11 protein-coding genes and 1 pseudogene are annotated in these 12796 nt (G+C 63.9%); 9 read left to right on the top strand and 3 right to left on the bottom strand.

What is annotated here, in order from left to right:
- Nucleotides 1-285: pseudogene (locus GGR47_RS16015) on the bottom strand (IS21 family transposase); the annotation flags it as partial.
- 128 nt (nucleotides 286-413) lie between these two features.
- Between GGR47_RS16015 and GGR47_RS16020 the strand changes: the two are divergent.
- From GGR47_RS16020 to GGR47_RS16040, 5 genes are all read left to right on the top strand, one after another.
- The gene (locus tag GGR47_RS16020) at nucleotides 414-1043 is read left to right on the top strand and encodes an NADPH-dependent F420 reductase (RefSeq protein WP_183949589.1); all 630 of its coding nucleotides are present in this window, start codon (nucleotides 414-416) and stop codon (nucleotides 1041-1043) included.
- A gap of 91 nt (nucleotides 1044-1134) precedes the next feature.
- A complete protein-coding gene (locus GGR47_RS16025) occupies nucleotides 1135-2268 on the top strand; it encodes a restriction endonuclease (protein WP_147036664.1) in 1134 nt (377 codons plus the stop codon).
- Nucleotides 2265-3740, top strand: coding sequence for a pentapeptide repeat-containing protein (locus GGR47_RS16030; RefSeq protein ID WP_147036665.1), 1476 nt, complete (start codon nucleotides 2265-2267; stop codon nucleotides 3738-3740). The genes GGR47_RS16025 and GGR47_RS16030 overlap by 4 nt, the downstream gene beginning before the upstream one ends.
- 127 nt (nucleotides 3741-3867) lie before the next feature.
- Nucleotides 3868-4731, top strand: coding sequence for a LysR family transcriptional regulator (locus tag GGR47_RS16035; RefSeq protein ID WP_147036666.1), 864 nt, complete (start codon nucleotides 3868-3870; stop codon nucleotides 4729-4731).
- Nucleotides 4732-5228: 497 nt separating this feature from the next.
- On the top strand, nucleotides 5229-6320 hold the full coding sequence (locus tag GGR47_RS16040) for a hypothetical protein (protein WP_147036667.1): 1092 nt from the start codon (nucleotides 5229-5231) through the stop codon (nucleotides 6318-6320).
- 402 nt (nucleotides 6321-6722) lie between these two features.
- Here GGR47_RS16040 and GGR47_RS16045 read toward each other — a convergent pair whose 3' ends face one another.
- Entirely contained in the window at nucleotides 6723-7184 is a 462-nt protein-coding gene (locus tag GGR47_RS16045; RefSeq protein WP_147036668.1) for a hypothetical protein, read from the bottom strand.
- A 57-nt stretch (nucleotides 7185-7241) separates the two neighbouring features.
- On the opposite strand from GGR47_RS16045, the gene GGR47_RS16050 reads away from it, so the two are divergent.
- From GGR47_RS16050 to GGR47_RS16065, 4 genes are all read left to right on the top strand, one after another.
- Entirely contained in the window at nucleotides 7242-7943 is a 702-nt protein-coding gene (locus GGR47_RS16050; protein ID WP_147036669.1) for a 3'-5' exonuclease family protein, read from the top strand.
- Between the two features lie 191 nt (nucleotides 7944-8134).
- On the top strand, nucleotides 8135-9499 hold the full coding sequence (locus GGR47_RS16055) for a hypothetical protein (RefSeq protein ID WP_147036670.1): 1365 nt from the start codon (nucleotides 8135-8137) through the stop codon (nucleotides 9497-9499).
- A gap of 155 nt (nucleotides 9500-9654) precedes the next feature.
- The gene (locus GGR47_RS16060; RefSeq protein ID WP_147036671.1) at nucleotides 9655-11868 is read left to right on the top strand and encodes a site-specific integrase; all 2214 of its coding nucleotides are present in this window, start codon (nucleotides 9655-9657) and stop codon (nucleotides 11866-11868) included.
- Nucleotides 11858-12376: a coiled-coil domain-containing protein gene (locus GGR47_RS16065; protein WP_147036672.1), complete on the top strand. Its 519-nt coding sequence runs from the start codon at nucleotides 11858-11860 to the stop codon at nucleotides 12374-12376. The genes GGR47_RS16060 and GGR47_RS16065 overlap by 11 nt, the downstream gene beginning before the upstream one ends.
- Here the strand turns inward: GGR47_RS16065 and GGR47_RS16070 are convergent.
- Entirely contained in the window at nucleotides 12322-12774 is a 453-nt protein-coding gene (locus GGR47_RS16070) for a hypothetical protein (RefSeq protein WP_147036673.1), read from the bottom strand. The two genes, GGR47_RS16065 and GGR47_RS16070, sit on opposite strands and share 55 nt — an antisense overlap.
- Between the last annotated feature and the right edge of the window lie 22 nt (nucleotides 12775-12796).

Raw genomic sequence — 12796 nt, forward strand, 5'->3', positions numbered from 1 at the left:
GCCATGCTCGTCGCGCAGCCGCTCGAAGATCCGTTTGGCGGTGTGCTGCTGCCTGGCCGGCGACAGGCGGTCCTCGCGCAGCATGGCGTCGATGACCGGCAACAGCGGCCCCAGCTTCGGCTTCTCCGGCGGCTTCGCGCGCCGGTAGCCTGGTGGCAGCGAGAACGCGCACATCTTCGCCACCGTGTCCCGGCTCAGACCGAACACCTTCGCCGCTTCCCGGCGACTATGACCTTCCACGAACACGAAACGCCGAACGACCGCGTAGCTCTCCAAGGCAAACATCCTCGCCGCCCCAAATGGAGCAGCTTACCACTGGCAGGATTTCTCTCCGCCGCACCGGCACCTATGCCGGCGCTCCCGTGGCCGGGTTTGTCACCGCCCTACACACTGTCGGACGAGAGGATCGCCGCATGAGGATCGGCGTGATCGGAGCCGGATGGTTGGGGAGCACGGTCGGCAGGCTGTGGGTCGAGGCGGGTCACGAGGTTCTCTTCTCGTCCCGCACGCCGTCCAAGCTCGAGGAATTGACGGCCGAGCTCGGCGACAACGCAATAGCGGGCAGCTTCCTGGACGCCGCCGAGTTCGGCGAAGTGGCGCTCCTCTCGGTCCGGTATCCCGCGCTGCCGTCGCTAGTGATGCAGGTCGGCGACGCTCTGGCGGGAAGGATCGTGCTCGACGCGTGCAACCCGTTCCCGCCTGACCGCGCCGAGGTCATAGCGGCCGTCGAAGCCGCGGGCGTCGCCCGCACCACGCAACGGCATCTCCCACGCGCCAGGCTCGTCAGGGCGTTCAGCTCGGTCGACGCGGACGAGATCGCCGTTTCGGCCGAGCGCCGACACGGCGGGCGACCGCTGGGAGTGCCGCTCGTGAGCGACGATGTCGAGGCGATGGCCGTGGCGGAAGATCTGGTCCGGGACTGCGGCTGCGACCCGCTCAACCTCGGGACCATGGCGCACGCGCGGATCATAGAGAACGGGGAGGCCGGCTTCAGGCTGCATGCGAACGTCGACGGATTGCGGTCGATCCTCATGAGGGCGTGATCGGCAACAACCGTCGCATGGCAGACGGCGGGTCGGATTCCGCGTCGATCCGGCCCGTGACGAACCGGCGCGGACGTGTCAGAACATCCCCATGGCGATTCTAGACTTTAAGGAGATCGCGCCAGCTCACGTCGGCGACGATCGCGATGCGTTCGAGCTGTTCGCCAGAGAGTTTTTCCAGGCGAAAGGCTTCGACGTCGTCGAGCATCCGGATCGTGGCGCCGACAACGGGCGAGACCTCATCGTCGTCGAGAGCAGAAGGGGCGCAATCGGCACGAGCGAGGTGCGTTGGCTGGTCAGCTGCAAGCACAAGGTTCATTCCGGCAAATCCGTCACGTCCAAGGAGGAGTGGAACATCTCCGACCGGGTGAGCTCGAACGGCTGCCATGGCTTCATGGCCTTCTATTCCACATTGCCGAGTTCCGGCGTGACGGCGATCGTCGATGGTCTGAGGGACGTCCAGTACGTCCAGTACGACAGGGAGCGGATCGAGCGCGAGCTGCTGAGCGATGAGCCCGGACGCGCCGTCGCGCTGCGCTTCATGCCAAGGTCGTTCGCCGCCTGGAGGGATCTCGACGGCGGAGTCACCGGTATCGATCGCCATCCCGCGAAGCCGGCGTCCGTCTCGACGGGGGCGGCTGCAGAACCGGCTGAATGGACAGCTTCGAAGCCCGAGCGGCTCCACTTCGCCGTGCAAGTCCGAAATCACCGTGCACGCTGCGCCCAGATCGAGGTGGAGGAAAAGCTCAACCAGGGAAGCACCGTCGAGAGCTTCGACGTCTCACCCGTCCTCTCGTTCGGCACCATGGAGTACGACGTGAAGGATCTGAACGTGTCGGTCGGCCTGAGGCGGGCGCTGTGCCACGTCACCTCCGAGACCGGGAAGGTCGAGAACGAACGGCTGGGACGCGGCACGCCGGCGCCCACAGGCATGACGGCGAACGCGGGCGACGTCTGGGAGATGACCAGTTGCGGAGGGGGAGTGCTGAAGGGCGACGTGCTCGGTCATCACGTGCTCTGCCGCATCAGGACGCCTCCGGGCGAACGGGGGCATGCGCGACTGGAACTGACCGCATCGCGCAGCGACATCGTGTGCAGCTTCTCGTCGCCGGGCAACGTCGCGCGCGCGACCAAGCGGGTGATGGAGCGCTTCCTGGAGAACGCGCTCTTCCAGAAAGTCTCCGGGCACCTTCTCCTTTCAGAAGTGGAGATGCGCAGCAAATGATGTCCTCAGACGAGATCAGGGGTACGCTGCATAAGCTGTTGGAGGCGGACGGTCTGCCATTCGACCATCTGGTGGAGATCGCGAGGCTCAAGCCGAAGCGCGACTTCATCGATGCCGATCTCAGCGGCGTCGACTTCGCAGGTTCCGACCTCACCGGCTACGACTTCACCGGAGCGAACCTCACAGGCGCATCGTTCGCGGGCGCGATCATCGACGGCGCGCGCTTCACGCGGGCGAACGCGACCGACGTGGTCTGGCCTGAGGGCTGGGACGGCAGGCGGCTTGGATTGAGCCCGCTCCTGTACGCCCTCTCACCCTCACAGACGATGCTGGTGGACCAGCTGCTGGAGGATCTGGAATACAGCCCGGAACGTCGGGCGATCGCCGTGGTGCCGACGGGCGCGGGGGTGTCCGCCATGCTGGCGCAGATCCTGCGACAGGTCGAGGAGGAAGGCCGCTTCCGCAGCGCCCTGGTTCTCACCGAGACGAAGGCGGAGCGGGATCAGCTGACCTCGCTGCTGCAGCAGTCGGGCTTCGCCGCCCCCTTCGGCGACAAGCCACTCGAGAAAGGTGCGATCCCGCTGCCAGGGGAGATATGGGTCGAGACGTTCGGCAACCTGCGGCGGTGGCTTCAGGACGTCGAGCAGGATCATCGCCGGAAGGCGGCCGATCTGGGCTGCTCGCACGTCGTCCTGATGTCGGTCCCCCATCGCAGACGAAAGGACATCGTCACCCTCTCCCACCAGCCGACCTCGCCGGCGATGCTGGCCTTCACCCAGCCCCTGGTCGACAAGATCGACGAGCAGGGCATGCTTCTGGGCGAGCGGATGCGGGAGGTCTTCCCACGCCCCGCGACGATGTTCCCCGTCTACAGGGCGGTCGAAGAAGGTCTGCTGGTGCCGGCGGTGGTCACGATCTTCGACGGGCCGGCGCGCAGTCTGCGGCGCATCTTCGGAGAGAACGTGACCCTGGTCGCACAGAACGCGCAATCCATCGCTTACGACTTCATGCTGGCGGTGGACGCCCTTTCGACCGACGCGCCCGCCCTTCTCCTCGCCCCTGATCGCTCGACGTCGGAGCTGCTGACCAATGCGCTCGACGAAGCCATCCACTTCAGAGGTTCGCGCGAGTGGCCCCGCTCGGCCATCGCCGTCAACGGCAGGAACAAGCGTCTCGAACCATCGGAGCGTGATGCGGTGAAGGGGAGGATCATCGTCACGACGCCCAGCACCCTGGACGGCATGCACATCGGGGACGTCGGCATCGTCGGTCTCGCCAGCAGGCTTCCGGGCCGCCTGGTGACGAAGGTGCTGTTCGGTCCGCCGCGGTCCGAGCGGCGCCGCGTCGTGGACTACACCGGCGTGACGCTCACCGAGAGCCTGCGCCAACTCCACGGCGTCGTCGAGATGCGCGGCGTCTTCGACGAGGGCGTGAGCGTCGAGCCGGCCCATCGATACACACGCGCCGATTGACGCGTGCGCGGGTCCACGTTCTTCGTCCCATCGCTTCGGGCGGGTCGACGCTGTCTTGGCTGGTGCGTGCGAAGGCGTAGATGCTAGGCATCCTCCACTTCGGGAATGAAGGCATCGTGGGAAGGCCGTGACGGACAGATTCGAGGAACTCCGCACGTTCGTCACCGTGGTCTCCTCGGGCGGCATCAGTGCGGCCGCCGCCGAACTCGGCATCGCGAAGTCCGCGGTCTCCCGGCGCGTCAGCGACCTCGAGGGGCGGCTCGGCCTCGATCTTCTGGAACGGTCGGGTAAGCGGACGTACGCGACCGCGGTCGGTCTCGAGTACGCCCGCCGGGCCGCGGAGATCCTCGGTGCCCTCCGGGATCTCGAAACCCCTACAGGCGGGGACGCCACCAGGAGGATCGTGTCGATAGCGGCACCCCCTCTCGTCGCTTCGCGAATCCTCGTCCCCGCCATCCAAGCCTCCGCCGCACCTGGGAAGAGCGACACCGTCTTCCGTTTGATCGAGGAGGGCGCGGAAGGCGCGGACGTGACGTTCCTCCTGCGGGACGAGGCTCGCGCGCAGGACCATCTGGTCCTCGTCAGTCCGCTGATCGTCTGCGGATCGCCGCGCTATCTCGCAGGCGCGCGCTCGCCGCGGCGAATGGCCGAACTCGAAGGACACGCCGCGATCATCGTCGGTACGGATCCCGCGGCCGACTGGCGGTTCGGCGAACGGACGTGGCGGCCGAGGACCGTCGCGATGGTGGCGTCGAACCTCGAGGTGGCCGCCGCCGCCGCGATCGCCGGCCTCGGGCTGGTGCGGATTCCGGAATCCCTCGTCCTCCAGGACATAAGTGAAGGCAGGCTGGTCCCCGTGCTCGCAGACGAGCCGATGGGACATGCGCACCTGTACGCACACGCCGAGGCGTCCGCCGAGATGCACGTCCTAGCCTGCATGGACAGGCTGGTCTCGCTGATCGGAAGCACCATCGGACACGCCGTTCCGTAATTCGACACGGCCGCCGAGCGCAGAGCCATCGGGCTCGCGGCTCACCCACATCCAGTCGTTCCGCATCCCGCGGCGCCGCTTCCGCATCCGAAGCTTACCGACGGAAGGCTCAGCTCCGCGATCGATCGCGAGCGTGCGCGATCGATGCGCCGGCTCGAGCGACAGTGACGGAAATCAAGCCGCGACGGCCGCATCTTTACCGATCCTAAAGAGCATCAAGCGGACAAGCATTGTCCGCTACCACTCGGGACTGCGGCGGCTCGGCAGGGAACAAGTGCGTCGGTGAGGATCACTCGATCGGATCGGAGATTGCCGGCGGAACATCGACGTCCGCTCCGCAAGCGGCGTCGCATCGTCGCTTCATCGCGGGCGGGCTCGGAACCGCGCAGTCCGGCTCCGGCCGGTGCGCCGCCGCCCCGTCGATGTCCGAGACGTGTGCATCAGGACCTGTCCAGCTCTGGCCTCTTTCAGCCCGTGGTCGGGCAGGAGAAAATGAAATGAAGAAGTGCATCATCGATGGTGAACTCCAGCGGGACCTCCCCACCGGAGCGCTGCTGACCATAGAAGCTCTGCTGGACGCCCTCTCGGACGCCCAGATACCATCGCCGCCGCAGCTGCTGAGCTTCGAGGTCGTGGAGGAGGACGAGGAAGGCCGCTGGTCCTACGACATGGATCTCGAAGTCGCGCACGGGGTCGTCCTTCGCGCCGAAGGTGAATATCAAGACGGCGATCATGGGCCGGCGACCCGAGCGTCAGTCGTGGCGGACGCGATGGAGGGGCTGGAGGTCGTCCGCCGCGACCTCGAACGTTACGCTCAGATCCTGCACGAAGCGAGGCTTGCGGCCCGCAAGGTGCTCGCACGGTGGCACGATGCCGGCACACCGACGAGGCTCATCGATGTTCGACTGGACACCTACGACCGCTGGCGTGGATCGATCATTCCACACCTCCAGGTCATCATCGAGGCTCTCGACGAGCGTCTTCGTCCCGCGATCGAGAAGGTCAACATCCTACATCCCTCCATGCTGGTGCCGATCCTCGACGTCGAGCAGGAGGCCGTCCGGAACGGCCTCCGCAAGCGGCGGAGCATGATGGCGGAGGGAGCGGACGGGATGGTTGACCAGCTCGCGATCAACGCCATGGCTCATCACGGCGACGTCGCCGCGCATCTGCGCCTCCTGGGAAAGCACGCCATATACTGGCTGGCCGACGCCACGTGCATCGCCGCGCGCAACGGCCATGTGACCGCGGGGACCGGTGATCCCAACGCCGACGTCCAGTGGATGGAGAACGGCGTCTCGGTGCGGGGCACCACCATTCCGGAGACGCAGCTGATGGCCGCCGTCGGCCGCCCGGTCCAGACGTTGATGGAGCACCCGTTCCTGTCGCCGGACATGATCATCGAGCACGCCTCGTGCGAGGACGACGACGAGGGAGAGTCCATGCTCTCCATCACGTTCTCGCAGAGGACGCATTGGTTCTGCATGTCGTCCGGGCGCTTCTGGGATGGAGATGAAAGGCGGAGCGGCATCGGCGCGCCCTTCGATGCCGCAGGTTTGGTCGAGCGCGCGGTAGGATCCATGCGATAACTTCCGAGCCGCTTGGACCAGCCCGCACACAGGGTTTAGCGTCGTCCAATTCGGGTTCATCGGGGGGCGTGGATACGGCGCGCTGGATCTGTTCGCCTCCCAATTGCGGTCGCGGCGTGGTCGTCCCGACCGGCGAAGGTAGGCGAGGGCACTACGCTTTCCGACGCAGCGCGAACTCAGGTTCGTCGACCAATGCTCTTACGGCGACTTGGCCTCGGACTTCTACTGCGCCGGAGACTTCAGCGCGACGTCGTCAAAGCGCTCAGGCTTCGCCCTGTGGGAGGTGCCCCTAGCGCTTCTTCGCCGAAGGCCGATGCGTGCTCGCGATCGCGGGACGATCGCATCCTGAAGGACGGCTGACCGTCGGTTGAAGGCTCATCCGCGCTCCCGCAACACGTCCGTTTACCTTTGGCGTTGAACTCCCCGCCGCAATCGCTGAACGAGATCGCTGACACGAAGAAGAAGCAGCCGCCCTACAGCGTCGGTCTTTGCTTCTAGCCACTCGAAGACCGCAGCGGCGTCGACTAAAGCGAGTGGATCCCTCCCCACTGCGATATCCGAGTTGACGGTCATGCGGGTCGGAAACTGGGCGATCAAGAGTGGCACTGAACCGGGCTCATCCCACTCTCTCTGCAATGCATCGAGAATTCGGTCCGCCGGCGCCACAAGCGCGACGGCACGCTCAGCGGGAATGCCGAACTGCATGAGCTCCATCGCTACCCCTTCGGCGAGGAAGGCCCTGTCTCGATGCCAATTGGTCGTCTGACCGTAGTGCCGCATCAGGTCCGTAATGAAGGCGTAATGCTGGCGCAACTCGCCGACCCGGTCATCACCGATCCCGAGGGAAAAAGCGAAGCTCAGCACAGCGTCCGCTTCTCCCATCGTCACACTCCACAGATCAAATAGCCAAGGAAATAGCCATTGAGAGACATTCAAGCGACTCTAAAAGAGGCCACGCGGAAGATCATCGTCCTCGACATCGAGACTGGCAATGACCCGGCGGCACTCGCGATGCTGGGCGAGCCACGCGGGCGCGGCGAGCGACCCGCAATCCAGCGGATCCGATCGGCATGTGTGCTGATAGCTTCATCGACCCATCATCGACCCATCGAACTACGATCATATCACGAAGATGGCGAGGACCTGATCCTTGAGAGGTTAGCGGACGATCTCGATCGCGGCGCGGAAGAGGGGGCGCTGTTGGTGACGTTCGAAGGCCGTCGGCATGATCTCCCTACGATACGTCGGCGGGCGGGGCGTCACATGCTCTTCCAACGAGCCGGCCTCACGCACTGGTGCGGCGGGGGCGGAACGCACCTCGATCTTGCCAGAGATGTCTATCCGCCGAACAATGCCGGGTCGCTTCGAGAGGCATGCGCTGGCTTCGACATCCCATTACCGGAAATTGGACGACAGGGTGATCCGCCGCTGCATGTGCGCAAAGGGCAGTTGGACTGCATCGCAACATACCTATTGCTGTTGCACGAGCAGGCGCTCAGCCGCGGAGATGGGAGTTATCTTCTGACCGGTTGGCGCATGGTCGGCTCGCTTCTCGACAGCCGATCCGACCTCGTGAACCTTAGATCCATGGATCGCCCGGCAAGTCTCCCCCGGCGCTTATGAACGGGAAGGCCTCTGTTGGCGATCAATGCGAGACCCATCCAGAACGCCGACGGAGACGTTCCGGACAACTATGTCACGCATGCGCATATTGCACGTGCAATATGCTTAAAAACGCACGGAATTGGGTAGCTCCCGTGCGTTCCTAAGCATGTGACATTGTGAAACTTGATCAGTATACCCAGAGGGCCGGCATGCCAGATCGATATTCCATTCGTTATGAGGACAACGGCACCGCCCACGTTCTCGGCCCCGAAGGTTGGGACGACGACCTCGCCGAGGCTGCCCGCGAGGCGCTAGCCGATCTTTCGAAATCCTCCGAACATGGCAAATACAGTCTTCAGCTCGAACGCTTTTTGAGCTTCGAGTTCGAGGACGGGGAGCGGTGCGACGCCCTGCTCGACGAGGACATCGCGACCGCGCGGGCGCGCTTCGAGAAGTTTCTAGAATCCTTGGGTTGCACAGTGGGGCCAGCGCGCGGACGCCGGGACAAATCCAGATCGGTCAAGCGCAGCGACGGCAACACTGGCGACATCCAGATCGCCATCCGCGTGACGCGCGACTTCTACGACGCCCTTCGAACCAACGGCTTGTACACCGACTGGAACCCCCTCGAGGTGAATGGCTGGGAGCAGGGTTCGGCCGCGCGGGTCGCAGCGGGCAACACGGGAAAGAACGAGCAGGGGCACATCGGTGATGACAGCGGCAACCACTTCCGAATCGCAAACCGCGACTGGTATCCACCGCTGCCGCACGATCCTGTCGGGTTGGGTCGCCGCGTGCTGGCAGCCGTCAATGCGGATCTCGCGGCTGGCCACGAATGGCCACCCGGCGCGGTGTTACTCGTCAGAGCACTCGTCGACGGTGGTGGCCGGTTCGAGGACACGCACGTTCTGACGGCCGCCGACTGGGCTGTCGGGTCACGCTTCGGCCGCGCCATGATCGCCCCGGACAAGGGAACGAACGGCGTCCGGGACAAGGTCGTCGTCATCAGCGAAGAGCATCGGCAAAACCTCGCCGACAGCTTCGACCGCAGGCACAAGGCGGACAGCTCGATACCCAGCATGGCGGCACTCAGAGAGCTGCTCGGCGAAGGGAAGCTAGATGAGTTGATGCGACACCCGCTTTATCCCAACGCCCAAGGGAAAAAACTCACGGGCTCGAACTTCCGCAGCGACTGGTTCCGGCCATGCATGATCCGGCACAAGGTCTACGTGGAGTCGACGCGGGGACAGAAGCTTGCGGCACCGCATTGGCTGCGACGGGCCAACGTCACCGCGCAGGTCGCCCGGACCTTCGGCGCGGGAGGGACGGTGGATGAAATACGAAAGCGGCTGAAGGAGCTCGAGGAGGACTTCGGTTGGAAGTCGAGCATGCTCGAAAGGTACGCCGCAAACTTCTTCCTCACGATCAGGCTTGAAAAGCGCATCGCCACGATGGACGCGATGAACCTCACCGAGGAGGTGCGTCCGCGCCTGACCACCATGAACCGCAGCGACACGGCGTCGGACTTACTCAGTCCTGCGATCAGGGGCCTGCACGGGAGTCTGCCGAGATGACCAAAATAAGCGGGAGGGGGCGGATCCCCGACCTAATCCGCATCGATGGACGCGTCCACATTCTTTCCCGCGCCCTCCGTCCCGGGACGCCGGGCCGCCCCGCAAGCAGGACCGACTACCTCGATGTCGAGCCCTTCCGAGGATCGACACTGTGGATGTCGCGATCGGCTGCGAAGAACATAATCGGGATCCATGGTGAGTGGGTCGACCGCGTCGCCGATCTCGGTCTCCTAGATCGGGAAATCGATGAGGATGCGCACCATTGGTTCAGCATGGACCTCGACTGGACCAAGGAGCGCCTCCAGCAGATCTTCCGCGCCCAGACGCATGTCCCGCGCACGTATGGCGAATTCGAGCTCTACAACGCCCGAAGAAGGATCTTGGGCATCCCGACGGATGAGCCGTATCCCGACGCGATCCTCGATGCCGCAGTCGAGTTCATGGTCGATCTTGGCGTATTTTCCATTCCGGAGGCGAGGGGGCTGCTTATACTCCCCAAGCAGCCGCAGGCGGCCTACGCTGATCTGCGACGCCGCAAAACCGGTATCTGGCGAAGACTCGCGAGATCCAAAGATGAGATCCTGCCGGACGAGTTCCGCGAGCTACTGCCTGAGCCCGTCATCCAGGCGCCGGCAACATGCTACGATCTGGAAGGCGAAGAGCGACCTTCGCCGCCGCCCAAGATCCTGGCCAGGCTCGCCAAGCTTGGATCGCTCATGCCGGCCGCCAGTCTGTACGCGCTACGGATCGCGGGTCGCGGCCTTCAGCTCGCTTTTCTAGAGCAGGTAGTGCGCAATTTCGAAATCCTCGACAGCCTGATTACTGAGGCCGATGTAGACATAGCCGACCAGACGCAGGTCACGCGGTTTCTTGACGGGCTGGCGATCGACGACACGGTGGGCGAAGGCCTAAGCGCTAATCACCGCGACGATCTCACGAGCCTATGGCTCAGTCTGGTCAAGCAGACTGACGCTGTCGCCAGTTCCTCGCCGACCGGGGGCGCTGACCTGCGACCGTTCGTTCCCGTGAGCCACGTCGCGCCGAATCAGTTCCGCTCACGTTACAAGCAACGATTCCAGGGCGCCCGGGAATACAGCGTCGAGCGCAAAAAGCGCACAGCCGAGCTTTCGGACAAGTTCGACTTCATCATCGCCGCCGCACGCCGACGCTGCGATCAATTGGCCGACGTCACAGACGATGTGTTTGCCGAAAGGTCCGCGGTGCTCGACGAACCTTCCGGCAGGATCAAAATCGAGACCCTGAGCTGGGCACTGAGTGAGGACGGGACTTACGATGGCGCTGGCTTGCAGACGATTCATGGTTGGCTCTGGACGGGCGACGCGCTTTGGAAGCGTCTCGCAGGCGATGGGCCCAGGCGCGCGAACCAGGCGGCGCGTCGACTTTATGAGGCGGAAGCCACCGGCGAGAACCTCGGCCTCGGGCGTTTCTATTATCAATACGATCGGACAACCCGTCACGACGGAAGCGACGGCATCACTCCATGGTTCGCAACGATCTTCAACGCCGGCGCGCCGATATCACCGTCGCATCTCGAGGTTGAACATCGCGAGCAGCGTGCCACACTCATCAAGCGATGGAGACTGCCCGGGTTCCATCCGGGTGCATCGGGTCTCCTCTCGTTCGATCATGAAGGAAGCCTCCTGTATCGTCTCGCGCGCGAAGAGGGAATCGATCTGATAGCGCTGGACGAGTTCGATGCCCTCATCCGCGCTTCGCACCTCGCGTTCCGAGCGGGTGCGATGACCGGATGCAGGCTTTTCGAGACTGTGCAGATGGCGCACAAATTCGACTGTTGGCCGGTGATCTCCGTCGGTCCGGCGACGGGGAGGACGGGATGGATGGCTGTTCCCGGAAAATCGACCGATCAGGTCGTCATCGGGAAAAAGGATTTTGCGAAACGCTTCTACATGGTCGACGACGAGACCTACATATATTTCGACGACATGGCGAAAGTGGTCGTACGGCTCTGCCATGCGGACACCGGAAGCATTCCGCTCATCGAGCCACATGCAAATACCGCTGAACGCTGTTATCCACTCCCCTACGTGCTAAGCTTTAACGGGCGCCCGATCTCACCGGGCGACTTGCTCACAGGGTTGCGATACCTGCTTGCCGGGATTCAAGTCTGCACGTTCCACGACACGCGCCACTCGAGCGCGAACCGTGGTTGGACCGAAGGCGAAGACATCGAAACCACGATGCTCAGGCTCGGTCATGCGGTCGAGCGGCACAGTCGATACTATCGAGCTGGGGCGGCCAAGGGCGCCAATGTTGTGTCGAGCGATCAACTCAGTCGTCGATCAGCGGCCGCCAACATGCGATACTGGGAGACGTTCTGTGCCTCGTAACAACGAACGAGATCCGGCAAAACGACCCAGCGGAAAGTCGAAGGTCACGCGGCTGCCGGTCGCGCCGGAGAGCCTTAGGCCTAGCTACGCGAATAGGAAGGAGACGTCACGAAAGGCGGCGACGGCGATCCTGCAGGCCATCTTCGACGCGGGAATGCCCTTCAACAAGCAGAGTTGGATCAAGAAGAAGAACGAGCTGAATGAACAGTGCGATTGGCGAACGACATACGCGCGGCATCTGGCGGATCTGTTCGAAGGTCATCGTCGGCCGACCGCCGACGTTCCCCTTTCCAGGGAGCTGAAGAAGAAGGATGTCGAGATATCGAAGCTGCTCGCTGCGGTTCGTGAGCGGAACACCACGATCGCTAAACTCGAAGAGCGGATCAACCAGCTGGAGTGGGACAACAACCGAATGTCCCGTGGGACGCGCGAACGAAGAAGACGCAAGCTGGCTCAGGGGCGCCATAGCGAAAGCGCGGACAAAGGCAGCGAGGCGATCGCGACGTGAAATCGCTCGACAAAACACTGCGCGGCGGCCGGCGCCAGCACGCCGGCTGCGACCAGGCCGCCCATAGCTTTACGAAACCCCTCGATCGCCTCGGCCACTTCGGACATATGGGCCATATCAACACGCCAGATGGTGTCGGGCATCTCCCGCGGCAGACCGGTCGGATCACTGGCCCAGCGCTCCAGTTCCGCTCCGTGCACCATCAGAACGGCGCCGGATGCCATCGTCAACTCGAACTCGCCGCCGTGAGCACGCGACGCGGCATATCCGACGATACCTGCAAGTGTCTTCGGCGAGACCACGATGCGGACCGGTTGCGCGAGCCGGTGTCCGCGCCCGATCCGTTCCTCGCGCCAGCGAAGCTCGACGGGCCATATGGCATCCGTGGCGCAGGTCATGAACACTTAGCTCTTAGCGAGC

The sequence above is a fragment of the Sphingomonas aquatilis genome (assembly GCF_014196115.1).
GTDB classification, from domain to species: Bacteria; Pseudomonadota; Alphaproteobacteria; order Sphingomonadales; family Sphingomonadaceae; genus Sphingomonas; species Sphingomonas aquatilis.